Here is a 19,183-nt window from a genome sequence, read left to right as displayed (position 1 = left end):
ATCATGAAAACGCTTATTGGCACAAACGGCGCATCTGCAAGCCGTCGGGATTTCCTCAAACTGTCGGCCGCGGCTGGCGCGGCGGTCTCCCTGGGAGGCTTGGCGACGCCGGCTCTTGCCCAACGCGCACGGGTGTTCCGTTTCGGAAACCCGCAGCCGACGGACTCGAACTATCACAAGGCGATGATGATGTTCGCGGACGAGGTCGCAACTCTTTCGTCGAACAAGATCAAGATCGAGACCTTTCCCAACTCGCAGCTCGGAAGCATCAAGGAGATGCTGACAGCCGTGCAACTCGGCACATTGTCGATGACCAACGCGACGCCGGCCTGGTACTCCAATTTCGTGCGTCAGATGGACGTCTTCACGCTGCCGTTCATGATTTCTTCGCCTGATAAACTGAGAGCGGCCTTCGACGGGGAGTTCGGCTCTCAGATCGAAAGCCACTCGGAAGCTGCCGGCTTCAAGATTCTCGGTTCCTGGCTGATGGGCGCCCGCCACATGGTCAACAACGTCCACGCGATTCACACCCCCGCTGACGTTGCAGGACTGAAGTTCCGCGTCATCTCGAGCCAGGTCTATCTGCAGGCCTTCAGGGCCATGGGAGCAAATCCCGTCGCACTCGATTCCGCGGAAATCTATCTGGCGATGCAGCAGAAGGTCGTTGATGGGCTGGAATATCCGATCCCAGATCTCATCAACGTGAAGCTCTACGAGGTCTGCAAATACGTGTCCCTTACCAACCACGTCACGGATTTCTTCGTCGTATCGATGAACAAGGGTCTTTGGGACGGGCTGGGCAGTGAGGAACAGGGCATCCTGCAGGCGGCGATGAAGAAGTCGATGGACTGGGAATGGCAGATCCAGCCGCAGACCACCGCAACGGCCGTTGAAAAGCTCAAGACGCTTATGACTATCAATGACATCGCGGAAGCCGACCGCGCGCTATTCGTGAAGGCAACACAGCCTGTCTACCAGCAGTTCGAGGCTTCCATCGGAAAAGGCCTGCTGGATTTGGCCGTCAAGGAATTGAGCTGATCAGAGCTCTGCGGAGACATATGACATGACGAAAATTGCGGTAATTGACGATTGGCAAGGCATTGCCCGGAAGAGCGCCGACTGGGGACCGCTTTCGATACGAGCGGATGTGACATTCTTCGAGGACGCGCTCGCAGGCGAAGATGCGGTCGCAAGACGGTTGCGGGATTTCGACATCGTCATGACGATGCGCGAACGCACGCCGTTCCCCGCCAGCCTGATTGCAAAGCTCCCCAACCTGCGGATGCTGAGCATCACCGGCGCGCGCAATCGCTCGGTAGACATGGAAGCACTGAAAGGGCGAGGCGTGGCGGTGTCTTTCACCCAAGCCGGCGAGGATGGCGAGGCGACCGCCGAACTGGCTCTTTGCCTGATGCTGTCAGCCGCACGCCGGGTACCTGCCGGGGACGCCAAGATCAGGGCAGGCGGCTTCCAGCAGGGCATCGCCCCCGGCTTTACCCTTCGTGGCAAGACGCTCGGCCTGATTGGATTGGGGCGCCTGGGAACGCTGGTGGCATCCTATGCCAAGGCGCTTGGAATGACGATTATAGCCTGGAGCCCGAACCTGACGGCCGAGCGAGCCGCCGCCGCGGGCGTCGAGTTTGCGGAAAAGGACGACCTGCTAAAGCGTGCTGATGTCATCAGCATTCATATGGTCCTTGCCCCGGAGACAGACGGGATCATCGGCGCGCGTGATTTCGCGCTGATGAAAACCGGCGCCGTCATCGTCAACACGTCGCGTGGTCCGCTGATCGATGAGGCTGCGTTGCTGGCGGCACTTGCTCAGGGCAAGATCGTCGCCGCGCTTGATGTCTACAGCCAGGAGCCCCTGCCTGAGGACCATCCACTGCGGACTTCTCCGAATACCGTTCTTTCGCCGCATCTCGGCTACTGCGTCCGCGAAAACTTCAAGGTCTTCTACGAGCAATCGATCGACAACGTCATGGCGTTTCTCGACGGAGGATCGATGCCGTCCGCAACAGTTCAACGGCCGAAAATTTCTCTCACCTAAGAGGTTTCATCATGAGTAAGATGCAGATGTCGTTTCATCAAAACATCGTCAAGCGTGCCGCGGCATCACGGGAGACCATCCGTGGCATTCATCTGACGTTTCCTGCTCCGACAGCGATCGAGGTTCTTTCGTCCTTGAATCTCGACTTCGTATACCTCGACGGTGAACATGGTTCGTTCGAGACACGCGACCTGGAGGCGGCATGTCTGGCCGCCGAGCGACACGGCATCGTGCCGATCGCCCGTGTTCCCGATCGCACTGCCGCCACCATCACACGCTTTCTCGATCGCGGGGTGCGGGGCATCGTTGTTCCTCACGTCGAGTCGGCTGATGAGGCGCGCGAGGCCCTGGGCGCGGTATATTTTGGACCGCTTGGCAACCGTTCCTTCGGCGGCGGCAGGCCGTTCTTCACCGAGATCGATAATCTGCCGGGGCATCTCGCTGCCTGCAACGAGAACGTTTCCGTCGGCATCATGATCGAAAGCGGCAAGGGGCTGGACGCCGTGCACGAGATCGCCGCATTGCGCGGGGTCGATTACATCAGCTTTGGTCTCAACGACCTCGCCCAATCGCTGGGACATCCTGGAGAACCCGGCCATCCTACTGTCAAAAGTGCCGTGGAAAAGGCCGCGGGGTTGATCCGATCGGCCGGCAAACCAGTGCGCGAAGACTTCATGAACCTCGCCTGGATCAACCAGGTGCTGTTGACGGGCGCGCGCCAGTTGTTGGTCCAGCCTTCCGGCCAGGCATATTGAGGCCGGCCCATGGACCGTTCAAAAATCCACTCCGCCGCCAAGCTTCTCGCAAAATCCAGGCAAGAGGGACGCTTCGTGCAAGAACTGCCGGAGAAGCTCAAGCCCGCTACCTTCGCCGATGCGGCTGCGATCCAGACGGAAACGGCGCACATCCTCGATGAGCCCATCGTGGCCTATAAAGTTTCCGGCGTCGATCCTGCCCAGGTGATCTGGGGAGCGATCCTCGGGTCCCGTTTCCTGCAGCATCCCGCACAGCTGCCCGCGGCAGACGTTCCCCTTCTCGGTGTGGAAGCGGAGATTGCCTACCTTTTGAAGCGTGATGTGGAGGCGGGTGACCGGGCATTGACGATCGAGCAATTCGACGAGATGACCTCTGTTGTGCCGGCGATCGAAATTGTGGACTCCCGCTTTCTCAGCTATACGGCCGCCCCCGCCATGGATCGCAATGCAGATTTCATGTCGAACGGCGCTCTGGTTGTCGGAGATCCCTGGCCCGAAAGCGTCGAGACAGACTTCCCGACATTGCGCGTCGGCCTGTCAAATGGTGACCAGGTCCTTGCCGAAGCCGAAGGCGGCCATTCGGCCGGGGATCCGCGATTGCCGGCCCTGGCCTTTCTGAGGGCACCGCATCGCCCGGATCACCTGCCGGCCGGAACCGTCATCACTACCGGCACCCTGACCGGCCTGAAATACGTCCAGCCCGGGGACACCGTCACCGCGTCCTTCGCAGGCTACGGCACGCTCGAAATCGCTTTTACGACGTGAAGGTGCACGCGTTCCCAAGGCCGCAGCGCGTCCATTGGGTCGAGCGGATGATGAAAGCAGTACGAGGATGGATGGAGAGACGATGAATTTCGAGCTGCAGAACACAACCAGAATCGTCTTCGGCCGCAATCGCATTGCCGATCTCGACCGGCTCGTCGGCCCCGACGAGCGCGTCCTGCTGCTCTTCGGCGGAGGCAGCATCAAGGCGAACGGCGTGTATGATCAGGTCGTCCGTTCCTTGGGGCAAAGGCGGGTTGTTGTGTTCGGCGGCATCGAACCGAACCCGGAATACGACACGATCATGGAAGCACGGCGGGTCGCGCGGGAGGCCGGGACGACCTTTGTGCTGGGTGTCGGCGGTGGCTCGGTCATCGACGCGGCGAAATTTCTCGCTGCCGTGATCCGCACTGACCATCAAGATCCCTGGGATCTTCTCGTTTCCGGCGGCGGGGCAATCGATCCTCTTCCGAACGGCGCGATCCTCACACTGCCTGCGACCGGATCGGAAAGTAATCCGGTTTCGGTGATATCGCGCAAGAGCAGAGGCCTGAAGCTGCCGTTTGCTATCGAGGCGGCGAGGCCGGCTTTTGCCATTCTAGACTCGTCGACGATGGCCTCGCTGTCCCGGCGGCAACTGGAAAACGGCGTCACCGACGCCGTGACGCATGTGCTAGAGCAGTACCTCACCGACGATGCAAACCTGGCCGTCCAATATGGATACAGCGAGGTGCTGCTATCGGCGCTGTTCGAAGCCGGTCCGCTGTTGATCAATGAGCCCACCGACGATGTCCGCGATACGGTCATGTGGGCGGCAAACCAGGCTCTCAACGGTTTGATCGGTGCGGGCGTCCTTCAGGACTGGTCGACGCACATGATCGGGCACGCCATCACGGCTCTCTACGGCATCGATCATGCCCGCACGCTTTCATTGGTCATGCCGCATTTGCTGCGAAACAGGGTCGATGCCAAGCGCCGGTTGCTTGCCCGGTTCGGCAGGCGTGTCTGGAAGCTTGACGGCGCTGACGACCACGCGGTCGCCATGGAAGCAATCGACAGACTGGAAAGCTTCTTCGTTCTCATGGGTTGCCCCGTGCGCATGCGCGATCTGCCCTCCGTTCACTTCGATATCGATGACATTGTCGATCATCTGGAGCGAGCGCGGCAGCTTCCCTTGGGAGAACATAAAAATCTCCATGCCGATGACATCAGGCGCATCATGCTGGCTGCGGCCTGATCTGACGACCGCCTTTCCTGTTACCTGTTCAAGTTCGGAAGAGAAGAATGAAAAAGCTCATCAACGATCCCAAAGCAGTGGTGCGCGAGATGCTCGAAGGGGTTGTCACCACGTCACGCCACCTCGCAATTCTGCGCAACGAGAACGTCGTCGTCCGCTCGGACCTTCCTGACAAGCCCAACAGGAAGGTCGCCGTCATCTCTGGCGGCGGGGCGGGGCACGAACCGGCTCATGCCGGATATGTGGGTATGGGAATGCTGGCGGCTGCCGTTGTCGGTGATGTCTTCACGTCGCCCAGCGTCGATGCGGTCCTTGCCGGCATCAAGGCTGTTGCCGGCCAGGCGGGCGCATTGCTGATCGTCAAGAATTATACCGGTGACCGGCTGAATTTCGGCCTCGCGGCTGAAATTGCCACGAGCGAGGGCATCCCTACAGAGGTTGTGCTGGTCGGTGATGACGTGGCGCTGCGGGACACCGTCTCGATGGAACGCCGCCGCGGCATCGCCGGAACGGTTCTCGTGCACAAGCTGGCCGGCGCGGCCGCCGAAGCCGGCTTGCCACTCTCCGACGTTGCCCGCATCGCCGGAAAGGCAGCCGCCGACATACGCTCGATGGGAGTGGGGCTCGGAACATGCATCGTGCCCGCGGTCGGCCACGCCGGCTTTGCCCTTGAAGACAACGAGATCGAATACGGTCTTGGCATCCATGGCGAAAAGGGGGTCAGGCGGACGCTGATGAAATCGGCAGACGAGATCGTCGACGATGTTCTCGATGTGATTTTGTCGGATTTCGCCGATGCTTCCTTTCCCGCATGTGCTCTTCTGGTCAATGGGCTTGGTGGAACGCCGCAGATGGAACTCGCCATCGCGTTGCGGCATGCCGTCGGCCACCTTGAGCGCCGGGGCATCAAGGTCGAGAGGGCGTGGTGCGGAAATTTCATGACCGCACTCGAGATGCCCGGCCTATCGCTTTCCGTGTTGCCGATCGAAACCAGCCGTCTCGAATTGCTGGACGCCAACACAGATGCGTCGGACTGGCCGGGCAATGGCGCCATCCGCTATCCGATCGTCCTTGCTGACGAGGAGCTTCTGGCGGCTGACAACCGGCCGGATCTGCCGCCCGGTCTATTGTCGAATATCCTGCGTTCGGTGGCACTGACCGTCGCCACGGCACTGGAACGTGCGGAAGGCGAACTCGCCGATCTCGACGGCAAGGCAGGAGACGGCGACCTGGGCGCCAGCATGGTGCGGGGTGCGGCCGCGATCCGGAACCTGCCGCAAGCAAGCTACGCCACTCCCGAGCGGCTCCTATCGGATCTTGGTACCGCGGTTCGCCGCGCGATCGCAGGCAGTTCAGGGCCGTTTTATGCGGCTGCATTGGTCCGTGCGGCCAGCCATCTGAAAGGTATTGAAATACCGGATGAGGCGGAGTGGCAGACAGCCTTCGCGGCGGCAATACAGGGCATAGCAGACCTTGGCGGGGCGAAGCGCGGTGACCGCACGATGCTGGACGCTCTGTATCCGGCTCTGGATGCGTGGATCAAGGCAACGTCCGTGCCGCACAACCCGCACGAGGCCTTTAGCGCTGCTGTTTTTGCCGCTTCGGAGGGAGCGGCGATGACGGCATCCATGACCCCGCGCGCCGGCCGTGCAAGTTACATCGGAGACCGTGCGCTTGGCGTCCCTGATGGCGGAGCAAGGGCAGTTTCGGTCTGGATGCAGGCAATCGAGGCAGCGTTTGCCGTCAGCTGCTGCCGCTGATCTGGTGGCGAGACGATGCGCGGCCGCCGTCCCTCGTCTGCAATGACGGAGACCGAAAGCGCCTTGCCATAGATCTCAAGGATTAACATCCCGGGCGGGAGGCCCGGGTTCAAACGCAAGCAGCACCGGCCCAGAGGTCAAGGATGCTTCGCGTATGTGGGGAGAACGACAAATGACAGTGAATGCAGCTCCAGCCTTGGAAACCGGCACGCATGGTGAAGAGATTCTGATGCCAGCGCCGCGTTGGCTCGGTTACCTCGACACCGTGGCGATTGCCATCTTGAACATCTCGCTCATTGCACAAGTCTTGCTGATCTTCTCCAGTACGGTCCTGCGCAGTTACACGAACTCGCCGATGATTGTCGGAGCAGCCGAAACCGCTCATCCGTTCCTGGTGACGATATCCTTCCTCGGCGGGGCCGTTTCATACAGCCGCGGCAACTTTGTTGCGATCACATTTCTCTCCGATCGCATGCCGCTGTGGCTGAGACCATTTCTTGCGGCTCTGGTCGAATGGACGGTCATTCTGGTCACTGCCTTGGTTGGCTATTATTCAATCCCCTTGGTGATCTCCAATGTGGAAGAGACGACGATCGTCCTCGGCATAAGCTACGTGTGGATGACGGTCCCGATAACCCTCGGGTGTGGCCTGTTCATTCTTCACGCGGCTGTCAGACTGTCGCGGCTTCCGGTTCCGGCAATCATCGCGGCGGCCTTCATCCCGGCTCTGGCTGTTGCCCTGTTCCTGCTGTCGCAGGACGCGCTGGGACAGAACGTACACGCCCTCTACGTGACGTTGGCCGGAATGTTCCTGCTGCAATTGATCCTCGGGATACCGATCGGCTTCATTCTGGCGACCACCGGCATCGTCTGCGTGCTGTCCTCCCAATCCGCCGATATGGTTGCAGTTGTCATGAACGCGCAACGTGGTTCGGATGGGTTCATTCTCCTGGCGCTGCCGTTCTTCATCTTCGCCGGCTTCATCATGGACAGAGCCGATATCGGTTCCAGGATTGTGAACCTGATCGTCGCGCTGATCGGTCACGTGCGCGGTGGTTTGCTGCAGGTCATGGTGGTCGGCTGCTATCTCGGGTCCTGCATTTCCGGGTCCAAAGCCGCTGACATGGCGATGATCGGAATTCCGATGTCGAAGCAGCTGGAGGAGGAGGGCTATCCCGCGCCTGAGCGCGCTGCCGTGCTGGCAGCGGCCGCCGCAATGTCTGAATCGGTGCCGCCGAGTATCGCTCTCATCCTGATCGGTTCCGCGACCGGGATATCCACGGGCGCACTGTTCATTGCAGGCGTTCTGCCGGCAGCCACGCTGGCAATATTTCAGATGCTGCTCATTCGTGTGCGAGCCTCGATGTTTGGCTGGAAGCCGCGGCCCCGCGCTCCGATGAGCCGGGTGATTTCGACTGGCCGCAGCGCTTTCTTCCCGCTGCTTCTACCTGTCATCCTCATCGGAGGTATCGTTGGTGGACTTGGCACGCCGACGGAAGTGTCGACGTTTGCAGTCCTCTACGGTCTGCTCCTCGGTCTGCTCTATCGTAAATTCACACCTGCATCCTTGTGGCAGACCATGACCAACGCCTCGATGCTGAATGGGATGGTGTTCTTCACGGTCAGCATGGCGACCGTGTTTTCCTGGGCGCTGACGCTGGAGGGGGTTACCGCCTCGCTTGCGGATTTCGTCAGTCATTTCGGGCCGACTGGCTTCCTGCTTTCCGTGATCGTGATTTTCGTTCTCGTCGGTGCGGTGCTGGAGAGCTTCGTCACCATAATCATCCTTGCTCCCTTGCTGATGCCGGTGGCGATGTCGCTGCATGTCGACCCGCTTCACTACGGCATCGTCATGGCGGAAGCCTTCGGGATTGGCGTGGTCCTGCCGCCCATCGGCATCGCGCTTTACGTGGCCTGTAAAATTACCGGCGCGCGCGTCGAGCCGACGAGCCGGATTTTGCTCTGGTATCTCAGCGTGCTTGTGATCGGACTTCTCGTCCTGGTCGCCTTTCCATCGATAACCACCATTTTGCCGAGCCTGTTTAACGTCAAGGGCTGATCGGCCTGTAGAAGAGGGAGTGAATGACGATGACACTGTTGAAACCGGATAATTTCAGCCTTGGTACTGTCTCACGCAGGCAGATCCTGAAGCTGGGCGCTGCGGCGAGTGCGGCATCTCTGTTGCCCGCAGGCCTCGTCAAGGCCCAAGCGGCAAAGCGATTGCGACTTGCCCACCCGGCGCCGACCGAACACGGCTGGCACCTCTGGGCGGCAGAATTCAAGACGCAGGTCGAGACGCTGACAAACGGGTCCGTCACCGTACAGATTTTCCCGAACGCACAGCTTGGCGGAGAACGGGATATCGCCCAGGCCGTCCGCCGCGGCTCGGTCGAAATGGGCGGTATCGGTGTGGGACTGTCAGGGTGGGTACCTGAAATGTCGATCACCGACGCGCCCTTTCTCTGGAAAAGCCGTCAGCAGGCCTACAAGGCTTTTGCCGGCCAGTTCGGCGACGATTTGCGCAAACTTTCCCTCGACAAGGGTTTCAAGCTCGTGGGTTGGACTGATCTCGGGTTTCGCTGCATGACGAATAACGTCAAGCCGGTCCTGACGGCCGAAGACATGCAGGGGCTGAAAATGCGGGTGCCGAACTCCCGCGCGTATATCGCACTCATCCAGGCGCTAGGGGCTTCCACGGTCGCGGTCGATCTCAGCGAACTTTATCTTGCTCTGAGACAGGGCGTTGCCGATGGCCAGGATACGCCGGCACCGGTGGTCAAATCGACGAAGCTCTATGAAGTTCAGAAATTCGTTTCGAAGACTGATCACGTGCTGACGACGGCCTATATTGTCATCAATCCGGACGTCTATGCCAAGCTCTCCGATACGGAGAAAGAGGCCTTCGAAAAAGCTTCTCAGGCTGCGGACGATCACGTTCGCGGGGTCACTCAACAGCAGGAAACCGAAGCCTACAGCTTCTTTACCGCCCAGGGTCTACAGGTCGCGGCCGATGTCGATCGCGAGTCCTTCCGCAAGAAGACCGCGCCGGTCCTGACTGATAATCCGGATCTATTTCCGCCGGCCCTGATCGAACTTGCCAATGCGACGGCGCTTTAGGCGACCAAACCTCACGAACTGAAGAGAAATAGGGATTAAGAGAATGGAACCAATAAGCTCCCCGCCTGCGAATACGCCGGCAGCGAAACAAGGGCGGCCGATCACCGACGATCTGCGCGAGCGGGTCCTTCGAGACCTGCCTGAAATCGCCGAGATAGCAAATGACGATCTGCGCACGAAAGTCATCGAGGCCTGGGCCTTTGCGCTAGCCGGCAGTAGCTATGAATCCCTTATCGATATGCCGGCATGTGGGGTTCCTGGGATTTTCGAAGCAAAAGGCGGCAATCAGACAGATCATCTGCGTGCTGTCACGCGGCAGGCGATACTCGTGGCTGACGACTACATCAAGAATTTCCCGCTGCTGGACATTGACCGGGATTTGGTCATTGCCGGCGCGCTTTGTCACGACATAGGCAAGCCGTGGGAGTTCGATCCTCTCAACAGGCAACGATGGAAATCGTCGCCCCATACCGGCCGTCCTGCTATTCGCCATCCTGCATACGGCGTTCACATCTGCCTCAGCGTAGGCTTGCCCGAGGAGGTCGCTCATGTCGCCGCAGCACATTCGGCCGAAGGCAATATGGTCGCGCGCAGCATAGAAAACGCAATCATTCATGCGGTCGATGAGGCGTACTGGCAGGTCATGACAGCAGGCAATCAGGTCGATCCGGAAACGATCCCCGCTGTCTATCGGCGGCCGTGAACGAACCGCCGCTGATGGATTCTACTGGCCTTGATGAGGAAGGTCCACGGTCGGAGAACGCGGCCTGCGGTGATCTGCAAATGGTCACCGTTCGCGGATGTGTCACCGATGATGGCTTGGCCGCAGCGGAGGGTGATGTATTAGCAATTGACGGGGCAGGCGAGACCACGCCGGCCACCATCGCCGACAATAGCTACGACGAACAGTTCGAGGCAAGCTCAGCCAATATCGGTCTGCTCACCCATGCCAACGACAATGAGCGCCTATGAGGCTGATGGCCAGACGCAGTCGATCGCCTATGCCAACGGTGTAACGTCCAGCTTCAGCTACTCGCCAACCCGCCGCTTCCTGTCGCGGGTAACGACGGCAAGTTCCAGCGGCGCCACTCATGGACAATCAGTATTGGCCGCGACAAGGTGGGGCGTATCAAGACGATCACGGAAGCTGCCGCCTCCGACAGCTGGACCTATGGCCATGACGACCTGCCTGAGCTTCGAACTTACCGCACTGTTGTCGGCATGCTGAATGTTGCGGAAGGCGAGCTTACCTCCTTTTCCCCGTACTTACTGACGCTTCTTGCGCCAGGGCGCATTCTTCGGCCAGTCGCCGGCCATGATGCTCCCGTAGGGGATCACCTCGTCGACCACTTCGCCAAGCCATAGTGCTCGATCTGCGACCGCACGTTCGCAGCACTTGTAGGCCCTCGGCGGTTCCGACACATCCGCGAAACCGGAGAAGAACCGCGCGTCGAGGCCGCGTGCTTCCTTCTCCAGAATAGCCGCGACATTGTTCGGGCTAAGGCCTCGCGAATCCGCCCCATACTCTGCAGACAACTGCCTCATATGTGCGCTGCGCGAGAAGTTGCGACCGGCGTCATGCGGCGAGAAGCCATTTCAGCGCGATCTTGGATTGAAACCAGGTGCGGTTTTCTTCGGCTCGCAACATCGAAAAGCACTCATATGCCAGGCTTTTGATGTCGTCCATTCCCACGGCAATCCCGCTTCCCACTCCGCTCTGTTGTCCGGCCTTGGGAGCTGAGCGAAGTAATTCATCCGCATTTGGTCGAAACGGAAAAATACGTTCCAACAAATTCGCGATGCTCGAGGCAATGCCGCGAGGCGGCTCTTGAGGAGTTGGTTTCACAGCAAAAGCGCTCTCGAAGGGCCGAAGACCGGAACTTGCGTAGTCTTTGCCGGTTAGGTGCCCGCAACAGGGAGAACGAGAATGTCGAATGAAGGTCCCATATTGAAACCATCCCGTCCCAATCCGGCGATCGTGAAGCGCGGATCCAGAGAGCAGTCTCTTGATCTCAAAAACGTCGATATGAGTCGAGAGGGCGTCCAGGGTGATGTCGTGGTCTCCAAAGGCCGCGCTGGCACTTTCGTGACAAAGCTTCATTCCGATGAAGACAGCGATAACTGATGCGCCCCGTGACTTCGGACTGCTCTTCCTCAAGGTCGTACGCCGCAACGACTGCGGCTTCGACGGCCAATCGACTGCGATTGCGCCCGCACTTTGTCAGCCGGCGTCCACCTTGGGTCTCTACGAACAGGCTGTTGAGCACGACCACAGAGGTAAACCAGAAAGTGGAAGCTCTACCTCACAACTGTTCGATGTGCCATCCTGAAGGGAGACGTCCATGGAGCCCGTCGTATCGCGTCGCACCTTCCGGCCGCTCACAGGAGACGTGATGGAACCTAACGTTGACCCGCTGTTTGCTCGGAAAATCCTTGTTGCCGAAGACGACTACTTTGCGGCATTTGACCTTGCCGACTTCTTGGAGCGCGCTGGCGCCGATGTTATCGGACCGGTGTCCAATGTGGTTGATGCCATTGATCTGGTGCGCAAATCCGTTCAGCTTGATTGGGCCATCCTCGATGTAACATTGCAGGATGGCCGGTGTTTTTCTCTTGCGAATGCCCTGCAGTTGAAAGGCAAACCGTTTCTGTTTGTCACCGGTTACGATCGCGGCGAGCTAGAAGCGAGATATCCCGGCGTTCCTGTTCTCGAAAAGCCGATCGACTATATGGCCTTGTTGGCGACGCTTACCGGTTTCGAACGGTAACCCTATCAAAAGCGCTGATGCGTCGGTGCATTACGGCGGTCCGATGATTTCGCCATTGCGCTGGGGAGCGCCTCGAATTCTCAGCACCCGATCAGACCCGCCATCGGAAAGTTTGGCGGGATAGACCCGCCCGCAGCCCCTTCAGCCCCTTCAGCGCAACGAGAAGCGCCCGGACATCGGCGTTGCTATCTTTCCCCCCGCACACCGCGTACCAGGAGACGATCGTCGACTTATACGCGGTCGCTCAGCCGGCCTGGGACAGCTTCCTGGAACGCCTAATCGCATCTTGATCGACGATGTTCAGGCTGCCTTCACCAAACGCGATCGACACTACGATTTGTCGAAGGAGATGACGTCCTTCATGCGAGAGTTCGGCGTAATGCTGCACGCTCTCCCATTCCGGCGAACCCGTAGTCGTCGTCGGGTCGTGGCTGCCCACGATCAGGTGCTTCCGACCGTTCAAGCTCGCAAGGCGCAATCGCCACCTCTTGCCGACATGAAGTCTCCCAGACGCCAGACCTCGTCGTCAGGGTGGATGGTCGTTCCATTTGCGGATCAGGGTTTCGTCATGTTAAACCATGTCGGAGAACAGACGTTTGTCGCGGCGAAGGACTCACGGGTTGCCGGAACGGGATTTCGAACGTCGATGTTAGGAATACTTCATGACAAAGACGCGATCGCTAGACGACTTCGAGCCGCTGAGCCGTTCCTTTCCGGCGCCGGCCGCGCCGGCGAGGTTGGGTGGAAGGAGATCGCCAAACAATTCGGACACAACCGCGGCCGCCGAAAAAAATCTCGCACCAGCTCCCCCTAATTCCTCTGCAAAAAGAGCCTTGAGCGACATAGCGAGAGACGTCGAGCCGCGTGCCGAGTTTTCATTCGCCAGCTCAGGGGCCACCGCCGTCGAAGTTCGGTTGCTGTCGAACCGCTCAAAATCGTTGGCATGCGAGGAACCCGTTTAAGTCTTTCGACGTTTGGTGCGGGCCGCGGCGAGACAGGAGAAACCGGCATGTGTTTTCGCAATTCAAGTCTCGCTGAAAACATTGTTATTAGAGGACTAGGGACGATGACCGGCAACGCTGACGAATGGATAGCAACACGGGCTTATGCCTTGTGGGAACTGGCGGGCCGCCCGTTCGGGGCAGATGAAATGCATTTGCAGCAGGCCGTGCTGGAGCGGCGCCTCCTGGAGGAGACCAAGGCGTCTTCCGATGGCCAGGAAGTCATCAACCGCACGAGGGCCGACCCATCGCAGGCCCAACGCAGTTCAAACGTTCTGGTCGTTGAGGACGAACCGATACTCCGCTACGATACGGTCGATTTTCTCGAGCGGGCTGGGCACCGTGTCCTCGAGGCTGCGAACGCGGACGAGGCTATGGTCTTCCTCAGACGGAACAACGTCGACACTTTGTTCACCGACATCGATATGCCAGGTTCCATGGATGGCCTGGGGCTTGTCAGGAGAGTCAGGGCTGATTGGCCGTCCACCAAGGTAATTGTCACTTCCGGCCTTATCGCGCTATCTCATGACGACCTCGAAACGGGCGTCTCCTTTATCTCAAAACCCGCATCGCAGTTGGAGTTATTGGGGCTTATCGCCTGAGGGACGCTGCTCGATCACTCGTCGGCGGCTCGGAGCACCCTCGGCTGAAGGCGTGCCATCGACTGTACGGTGTAAGACCAACAGGAAACCTTATTGGGTATCTGAGGTTCGCTTACCAGGGAATGATCCCTGAGTAAGGAGTAGGTGATGGCAAACCAAAGTGAAAACCAGTCCGCCGGTGATACGTCCAAGCGCGGCTTCGCATCGATGGATGATGAAAAGCAGAAGGACATCGCCAGCAAAGGCGGTCAGGCATCCGGCGGCAACTTCAAGAACGATCCGGAGCGCGCTTCCGAAGCAGGCAAAAAGGGCGGCGAAAACTCCAGTGGCGGCAAGCGCTAATTAGCCTCAGTCTGCGTATGGCCCGATCTCAGGGGCCGGGCTCTGCCCGGCCCTTTCTTCCAGAGCATCCGGTGGCACTTTCCGACAGCAGGCGGGATCGCTGCCACGCCGATCCGCGACGGATTAGGGCAGTGCGCTACCTTGGTCCGTACTGTCGCCGCGCTTGAGGCCTTCCGGCAGCTTGTCTCGGGGCCGGCTCCGCCGAACGGATGCCCTCCGACATGCGCTTCACTCAACTCGATAGGAAAATCGACCCTTCGCGGGTTCGGTAGCGCCAGGGCTAGACGAGGATACTCTCGGCATTATTGGTACCTGATGACCCCGCTCGCGATAAGCCCGAGAAGGCGAGCGGGCACTGCCGCACCTTGTGCGATGATATCGCACTCCAGCCGTTATCCGCATCCGGTTCTCAGTCGTTCGGTGCATTAGTCGGCATGAGCAAGAGATGGCGGATCCTCCTGGCCTGCCAAGTTCGGAGCAGTAGTCCAGAGATCGTCAGCGTCGGCGCCTGACTTCGGAAAAGGCGGTCTCGATCAGCAGATCGGATCGAATCAAGGTGCCGTCAAGGTCAACCACCAGCGGTCGCGGCGACAGCGCCCTTTGCAGTTTCGGCGCGCCCCGGACCGGCGTCGTCGCACTACGAGGTGCAATACATTCGTCCTCTCGGGTCGTCGGCAGAAAATCGCTTCGTAGCTTGAATTCATGGTGCAGTTCGCTCAAAGGATTTCCCTTTTTGCTTGAAATCGTGGGAGCCCGCCGAACAACGGTCAGGCCGTTTTGGTTCCATCACCAAATCGAGCTACTCCTAATAGCTGGGGGCAATGCGGGGAGACCTGAAGACACAGGAAATGGATGATCAACACCATGAACTTGACACGGTATTCGTCGCATTGACGCTGGCCTGTTGGATGCTCAGAGGAGCCGCTGCGGTCCTTGGGACCGCGGAGCGATGTCGCCATCACCGGCAGCAAATCAGAGAGTTCGCTTCGCGGGGCTAAACCTCCACGGGCTGACATGCAATCGTCATGGCAGTCATTCCCGTCGCACCACGACGGGCGAAGACAGTGGCTCCGTCCGCCCGGAGCGATCTCCAAACTGACCGCAGTTCAGGTACGCCGCCTCGTCGGCTTTGGAACGTCGTATGGCTGTAGATGTATCTTCGGAAGAGGTCGCCGAGGCATCGAACTTCGACCGCACCACTGATGATGCCGATCCCGCTCGCTGGTCGTCATTGGAAAAGACAGATCGAAGCATTCACAAACCACTACGTCAGACCTGGCGTAGCGCTGCTAACCGTACCAGAGCCTGTTCGCATTCGCTAAGGCGGGCGGCGCCCCCGGTCACGCGGCATGCACCAAAGCGGGAGCGCCGGTCCTTGGTCTTTAGCCTCGATCAGGCAAACCACGCACGAAGCTCAGCGAAAAACCCGCTTGGTTTGCAACCTGCCATCTTTCGCAAGCGGCGAGCGACGACTGCCGCGCTGACGCGTTCACCGAAATGGCAGAAGCACACAAGATCATGCAATTGCTCGTCGCTGAGCTCGAAGAACCGTTTGGCTTCTCCATAGCTTTCATTTTCCATCCCTGCCGCCCGCAGAATGGGGTCGGCGAATGCAACAGAGATCGGGGTGCCGTCATCCCTGAGAGCAAGCCGATCTACAATCGGCTGGTATTCAGTTTCGTGAAGCGTCTTGAGAAACGGTCTGGGGCTGCGTTCGAGACTTTCGGCCCAGCGTTCAAGCCGTTCGCGCCGCGTTATTTCAAGGCGCTTGCAGGTCGGGCTGACCGCTGCGATGGCTTTCAACTGGTCTAATGCGTACTGTTCCATTTCGGCCTCCTATCTCCGGAAAAATAGATGGTCCGCCTCCCAAAAACAGCCTGGCTCAGGTCGCAGCCGATGTCTAATCACGATTGATAGCGGCACCTTTGCCGAAGATGTCCAGATGGGCCCGTGGATCACCCTTAGTGAAAAAGGGGCGTGTCGGTCCAGGCGAGGGCTATCTGTTCAAGGAGAATTTAGGCCCTCCGATGACGACACACCTGTTCCGACACCAGTAGGGATGCAGGAGACCATCCAGGGTCAAGATGTCAGAAGCGGCCCTTAACGGAGACCATCCCTTGGTTCCCTCCAGTCCTATTAGGGCCAGCCGCGACAGAGAGTTAGACGCCGACAGGTCATCCGACTGTCCCGTGACGATCTCGATGAGAAGCACTTCGGGCGACATTCCCAACCGCGCTAGTACCTCGCCGGTGATTGTTCCGATCGATGAACATTTGCCGATGTAGAACGCCATTACCGCGTTGTCTTCAAAGTCAGCCATGGCCGCCACGACGAGGTGGCCCGGCAAAAACGTGAGATCGCCGCGATTCACATCAAGGCGATGGCCGACCACCTCGAACCGGCCATTTCGGTTTCGTCCCCTGAACTGGAAGCAGACCTGCCGTTTCGCGAGGTGCTCGACCGAGAAATGGAAGGTACTTCCCTCATCACAACACGGCTGAGTTAGCGCCGCTATTTCGGCAATGGTTTCGTGAAACGTATATCGGGCGTCGTTCATTGCCGCCCAACCTGTTGTCCGCCCCTTTGTTCCCGGGAATCTCGATAGCTCCAGCCGATACTTAAAGCCGGGAATCGATCCGAGTTCGGTGTGAAAACAACCGGATGGAGCTGATAAGGTCGTTCTGGACTGCATCGCATGGATGTCAAGGACATGGTGAGTTGGGTTACCGGACAATGGAACCATTGCCGTTTGCCGAGGTTTGCCGTCGCCCACACTGGTGCAATCCCGGTTGGGGCCAACAGGATACGGAATGGCATGATGACGAACGCATTTGAAGAGAAAGTGAACGACTGCATTGTCATCGGGGGTGGTCCGGCTGGCCTGACCGCGGCGATTTACCTGGCGCGCTACCATCTTTCCGTGACGGTCTTCCACGACGACTCCAGCCGGGCTTCTAGCATTCCTATGTCGCACAACCACGCCGGATTCCCCGGACGGCATCAGCGGCACTGAGCTGCTGGCGAGAATGAACGCCCAGGCTCAGCTCTACGGGGCAGCCATTCGACGCCGCAAGATCACGACGCTTCAGCGAAGACGACTTCTCAAACCGGCCGTATCTTTCCGACGGGGCTGCTGATCGCGATCCTGGTCGCGGCCGCCGTTGGTATGGCCGTACTTAGTTGGTTGCATGGTTAGTCTCATCTTACAGGCGTGTTTTTGCCTGGAAATATGGTGGGCAACAAGCGAGCCATTTAAGGGGCGAGGGGGAGGCATGTTAGCATGAACGGCCCCGTCACGAACATCTACGCGGGGGATGGAACAAGACGCTCTCGATCGGGTTCGAGGACATTGTCACCAAGGAGGATGCCATGGACATCGAATACATCAGACGCCGCGCGCAAGAGATATGGGAAGCGGAGGGCAGGCCCGAGGGCGAGCACGAGCGACACTGGCTGCAAGCCGAGCGCGAACAAGCAGGAGACGGCGAGCTTCCGCAGACGTGGTCTCCTGCTCATCACAGCGCAACCACTATTCCGGACGGCGGAGGAACGACTTCGGAGGCAGTGACGGGGGAAGACGGCGAGCCTGGAAGCTTCAGTCCCGGCGAACTTGCTTCCGAAAACAAGTAGTCGAATTTCCTCTCAGACGAGCCGGCGCCGCATAACGGCCTGCTTCGCATGTCGTTGAGCGGCGCCGACCGCTCAATGATCCGGCTTCGCGGCTAGATACAAGTTCGCTCCGACAAAAAAACTTCTCGCCAAACCGGCACGCGGTAAAACCTGTGAAGCAATCCAGGGCATCATCGCCGAGGGTGAAGAGATAATGGAAGAGTTCAAGGGGTCGCCGGCACTGGACGCCGGCCTCATCTCTTCGCAACTTGGTAGAGGGCGTCGTCGACCATCAGGTTCTTGGCCTTCACCATGTCAACGAAACAGTCGAGCGGTCGTCGTGGATGTTCTGGGATATCGGTTTTTTGATCTGGGGAGCGGCGATGGTCGCCCTCGGTTGGGTCGCCGGGAGGCGCTCTTGAAATCACACCGAAGGATGAACTTGAGCGGGGTGCTGAATGCTGCGACTTGGGGAGCTTTCGCTCTTGGGCTGGTCGTCGCGACAGCGCCGGTCTGGCGCTACTACGTGTTCGGAAGACAATTATCGATCGACGAGCTTCTTTCCTTACGATGCTTTGGCTTATGACGTCTCGATGGCAGTGATGGCGGTTTGGAGCGGACTGGCGCGCTCCATCGACTGGCGAGCAAAGAGCCCGTCGAGCCGCGCAGAGCATCTTGTGGGAGCCGCACGGCATCGACCCGGCCGGTTCGTTACGAGAACGTGAGATGTGAGCACTGATGCAGAAGCTGGCGGGGAAAAGGGTGGGAGATCCAGGCAGAAACAGAGATCGCCGCTGCCTCGGCGCTGGTCGTGAGGCGACCGATGCTCATCCGTCGGCCGCGGCAAGGCCGTACGTGCAGCATCAGTCAGCACGGCCAGCGAGCATCTCTTGCTGGCCGGTGATTGTCGGCCCACCATACCGCGTTGCCAATGCCAAGGGCATATGCCTCCGACTTAACGTCGCCGGCGACGATGGCCGCTTCGCGTATCTCCAACTTGCGTCAAAGAGACCTGTCGAATTAAAGTACGCTGACGTTCTCTGCCTTCGACTTCCCTGTCTTGCGGTCCTGACCCACCTCGAAGCTGACTTTGTCACCTTCTCTGAGCGAGCCGCCGCGCTGCAACGAGGACACATGAACGAAGATGTCCTGCCCACCGTTTTCGGGCGTGAGACTGTTC

General features: G+C 59.2%; 18 protein-coding genes and 6 pseudogenes. 17 read left to right on the top strand and 7 right to left on the bottom strand.

Annotation, left to right across the window (positions count from 1 at the left end; all coding sequences use genetic code 11):
• Positions 1-3: 3 nt before the first annotated feature.
• The 10 genes from FFM53_RS29275 (at position 4) to FFM53_RS29230 (ending at position 10,653) form a co-directional block, all read left to right on the top strand.
• The gene (locus FFM53_RS29275) at positions 4-1,038 is read left to right on the top strand and encodes a TRAP transporter substrate-binding protein (RefSeq protein WP_138391216.1); all 1,035 of its coding nucleotides are present in this window, start codon (positions 4-6) and stop codon (positions 1,036-1,038) included.
• 25 nt (positions 1,039-1,063) lie between these two features.
• The gene (locus tag FFM53_RS29270; RefSeq protein WP_138391190.1) at positions 1,064-2,050 is read left to right on the top strand and encodes a D-2-hydroxyacid dehydrogenase family protein; all 987 of its coding nucleotides are present in this window, start codon (positions 1,064-1,066) and stop codon (positions 2,048-2,050) included.
• Between the two features lie 11 nt (positions 2,051-2,061).
• Positions 2,062-2,805: an HpcH/HpaI aldolase family protein gene (locus FFM53_RS29265; RefSeq protein ID WP_138391191.1), complete on the top strand. Its 744-nt coding sequence runs from the start codon at positions 2,062-2,064 to the stop codon at positions 2,803-2,805.
• A 9-nt stretch (positions 2,806-2,814) separates the two neighbouring features.
• On the top strand, positions 2,815-3,570 hold the full coding sequence (locus FFM53_RS29260; RefSeq protein WP_138391192.1) for a 2-keto-4-pentenoate hydratase: 756 nt from the start codon (positions 2,815-2,817) through the stop codon (positions 3,568-3,570).
• An 82-nt stretch (positions 3,571-3,652) separates the two neighbouring features.
• A complete protein-coding gene (locus FFM53_RS29255) occupies positions 3,653-4,804 on the top strand; it encodes an iron-containing alcohol dehydrogenase (protein WP_173883678.1) in 1,152 nt (383 codons plus the stop codon).
• Positions 4,805-4,851: 47 nt separating this feature from the next.
• The gene (locus tag FFM53_RS29250) at positions 4,852-6,564 is read left to right on the top strand and encodes a dihydroxyacetone kinase family protein (RefSeq protein WP_138391194.1); all 1,713 of its coding nucleotides are present in this window, start codon (positions 4,852-4,854) and stop codon (positions 6,562-6,564) included.
• A gap of 172 nt (positions 6,565-6,736) precedes the next feature.
• The gene (locus FFM53_RS29245; RefSeq protein WP_173883677.1) at positions 6,737-8,623 is read left to right on the top strand and encodes a TRAP transporter large permease; all 1,887 of its coding nucleotides are present in this window, start codon (positions 6,737-6,739) and stop codon (positions 8,621-8,623) included.
• A 23-nt stretch (positions 8,624-8,646) separates the two neighbouring features.
• Positions 8,647-9,681, top strand: a complete 1,035-nt coding sequence (locus FFM53_RS29240; protein WP_138391217.1) for a TRAP transporter substrate-binding protein — start codon at positions 8,647-8,649, stop codon at positions 9,679-9,681.
• A 43-nt stretch (positions 9,682-9,724) separates the two neighbouring features.
• On the top strand, positions 9,725-10,384 hold the full coding sequence (locus FFM53_RS29235; protein WP_138330966.1) for an HDIG domain-containing metalloprotein: 660 nt from the start codon (positions 9,725-9,727) through the stop codon (positions 10,382-10,384).
• A 14-nt stretch (positions 10,385-10,398) separates the two neighbouring features.
• A complete protein-coding gene (locus FFM53_RS29230) occupies positions 10,399-10,653 on the top strand; it encodes a hypothetical protein (protein ID WP_138391196.1) in 255 nt (84 codons plus the stop codon).
• Positions 10,654-10,947: 294 nt separating this feature from the next.
• Here FFM53_RS29230 and FFM53_RS29225 read toward each other — a convergent pair.
• Positions 10,948-11,274 (bottom strand): annotated as a pseudogene (locus FFM53_RS29225) (RtcB family protein); the annotation flags it as partial.
• A complete protein-coding gene (locus FFM53_RS29220) occupies positions 11,258-11,839 on the bottom strand; it encodes a hypothetical protein (RefSeq protein WP_173883676.1) in 582 nt (193 codons plus the stop codon). The gene FFM53_RS29220 and the pseudogene FFM53_RS29225, both read right to left, overlap by 17 nt.
• Positions 11,840-12,023: 184 nt before the next feature.
• On the opposite strand from FFM53_RS29220, the gene FFM53_RS29215 reads away from it, so the two are divergent.
• Entirely contained in the window at positions 12,024-12,449 is a 426-nt protein-coding gene (locus FFM53_RS29215) for a response regulator (RefSeq protein WP_138391199.1), read from the top strand.
• A 343-nt stretch (positions 12,450-12,792) separates the two neighbouring features.
• Here the strand turns inward: FFM53_RS29215 and FFM53_RS37080 are convergent.
• A pseudogene (locus FFM53_RS37080) lies at positions 12,793-13,062 on the bottom strand (hydrolase); the annotation flags it as partial.
• Between the two features lie 453 nt (positions 13,063-13,515).
• Here FFM53_RS37080 and FFM53_RS29205 point away from each other — a divergent pair.
• Complete coding sequence (locus FFM53_RS29205) at positions 13,516-14,052, top strand: response regulator (protein ID WP_138391200.1); 537 nt, start codon at positions 13,516-13,518, stop codon at positions 14,050-14,052.
• A 147-nt stretch (positions 14,053-14,199) separates the two neighbouring features.
• Positions 14,200-14,394, top strand: coding sequence for a con-10 family general stress protein (locus tag FFM53_RS29200; protein WP_138391201.1), 195 nt, complete (start codon positions 14,200-14,202; stop codon positions 14,392-14,394).
• Positions 14,395-14,889: 495 nt separating this feature from the next.
• Here FFM53_RS29200 and FFM53_RS29195 read toward each other — a convergent pair whose 3' ends face one another.
• The 3 genes from FFM53_RS29195 to FFM53_RS29185 form a co-directional block, all read right to left on the bottom strand.
• Positions 14,890-15,114 (bottom strand): hypothetical protein, encoded by a 225-nt coding sequence (locus FFM53_RS29195; protein ID WP_138391202.1) that lies wholly within the window; start codon positions 15,112-15,114, stop codon positions 14,890-14,892.
• A 672-nt stretch (positions 15,115-15,786) separates the two neighbouring features.
• Positions 15,787-16,221 carry a hypothetical protein gene (locus FFM53_RS29190; RefSeq protein ID WP_138391203.1) on the bottom strand — a complete coding sequence of 145 codons (435 nt, stop codon included), beginning with the start codon at positions 16,219-16,221 and terminating at the stop codon, positions 15,787-15,789.
• 169 nt (positions 16,222-16,390) lie between these two features.
• Positions 16,391-16,951 carry a cupin domain-containing protein gene (locus FFM53_RS29185; RefSeq protein WP_138391204.1) on the bottom strand — a complete coding sequence of 187 codons (561 nt, stop codon included), beginning with the start codon at positions 16,949-16,951 and terminating at the stop codon, positions 16,391-16,393.
• 261 nt (positions 16,952-17,212) lie between these two features.
• Between FFM53_RS29185 and FFM53_RS29180 the strand changes: the two are divergent.
• From FFM53_RS29180 to FFM53_RS29165, 4 genes and pseudogenes are all read left to right on the top strand, one after another.
• Positions 17,213-17,486 (top strand): annotated as a pseudogene (locus FFM53_RS29180) (NAD(P)/FAD-dependent oxidoreductase); the annotation flags it as partial.
• A 277-nt stretch (positions 17,487-17,763) separates the two neighbouring features.
• Positions 17,764-18,024, top strand: a complete 261-nt coding sequence (locus FFM53_RS29175) for a DUF2934 domain-containing protein (protein WP_138391205.1) — start codon at positions 17,764-17,766, stop codon at positions 18,022-18,024.
• A gap of 118 nt (positions 18,025-18,142) precedes the next feature.
• A pseudogene (locus FFM53_RS29170) lies at positions 18,143-18,268 on the top strand (DUF892 family protein); the annotation flags it as partial.
• A 1-nt stretch (position 18,269) separates the two neighbouring features.
• A pseudogene (locus FFM53_RS29165) lies at positions 18,270-18,425 on the top strand (DUF2243 domain-containing protein); the annotation flags it as partial.
• A gap of 598 nt (positions 18,426-19,023) precedes the next feature.
• Here FFM53_RS29165 and FFM53_RS29160 read toward each other — a convergent pair.
• Positions 19,024-19,176: pseudogene (locus FFM53_RS29160) on the bottom strand (cold-shock protein); the annotation flags it as partial.
• Positions 19,177-19,183: the final 7 nt, after the last annotated feature.

The sequence above is a fragment of the Rhizobium indicum genome, assembly GCF_005862305.2.
Classification (GTDB): domain Bacteria; phylum Pseudomonadota; class Alphaproteobacteria; order Rhizobiales; family Rhizobiaceae; genus Rhizobium; species Rhizobium indicum.
This window is presented reverse-complemented; position numbering and strand designations above follow the sequence as displayed.

Coding starts and splice junctions, on each gene's coding strand:
- FFM53_RS29265 (WP_138391191.1), top strand. CDS start 2,062: ATGAGTAAGATGCAGATGTCGTTTCATCAAAACATCGTCAAGCGTGCC.
- FFM53_RS29275 (WP_138391216.1), top strand. CDS start 4: ATGAAAACGCTTATTGGCACAAACGGCGCATCTGCAAGCCGTCGGGAT.
- FFM53_RS29245 (WP_173883677.1), top strand. CDS start 6,737: ATGACAGTGAATGCAGCTCCAGCCTTGGAAACCGGCACGCATGGTGAA.
- FFM53_RS29260 (WP_138391192.1), top strand. CDS start 2,815: ATGGACCGTTCAAAAATCCACTCCGCCGCCAAGCTTCTCGCAAAATCC.
- FFM53_RS29205 (WP_138391200.1), top strand. CDS start 13,516: ATGACCGGCAACGCTGACGAATGGATAGCAACACGGGCTTATGCCTTG.
- FFM53_RS29175 (WP_138391205.1), top strand. CDS start 17,764: ATGGACATCGAATACATCAGACGCCGCGCGCAAGAGATATGGGAAGCG.
- FFM53_RS29235 (WP_138330966.1), top strand. CDS start 9,725: ATGGAACCAATAAGCTCCCCGCCTGCGAATACGCCGGCAGCGAAACAA.
- FFM53_RS29200 (WP_138391201.1), top strand. CDS start 14,200: ATGGCAAACCAAAGTGAAAACCAGTCCGCCGGTGATACGTCCAAGCGC.
- FFM53_RS29240 (WP_138391217.1), top strand. CDS start 8,647: ATGACGATGACACTGTTGAAACCGGATAATTTCAGCCTTGGTACTGTC.
- FFM53_RS29190 (WP_138391203.1), bottom strand. CDS start 16,221: ATGGAACAGTACGCATTAGACCAGTTGAAAGCCATCGCAGCGGTCAGC.
- FFM53_RS29185 (WP_138391204.1), bottom strand. CDS start 16,951: ATGAACGACGCCCGATATACGTTTCACGAAACCATTGCCGAAATAGCG.
- FFM53_RS29250 (WP_138391194.1), top strand. CDS start 4,852: ATGAAAAAGCTCATCAACGATCCCAAAGCAGTGGTGCGCGAGATGCTC.
- FFM53_RS29255 (WP_173883678.1), top strand. CDS start 3,653: ATGAATTTCGAGCTGCAGAACACAACCAGAATCGTCTTCGGCCGCAAT.
- FFM53_RS29230 (WP_138391196.1), top strand. CDS start 10,399: ATGGATTCTACTGGCCTTGATGAGGAAGGTCCACGGTCGGAGAACGCG.
- FFM53_RS29215 (WP_138391199.1), top strand. CDS start 12,024: ATGGAGCCCGTCGTATCGCGTCGCACCTTCCGGCCGCTCACAGGAGAC.
- FFM53_RS29270 (WP_138391190.1), top strand. CDS start 1,064: ATGACGAAAATTGCGGTAATTGACGATTGGCAAGGCATTGCCCGGAAG.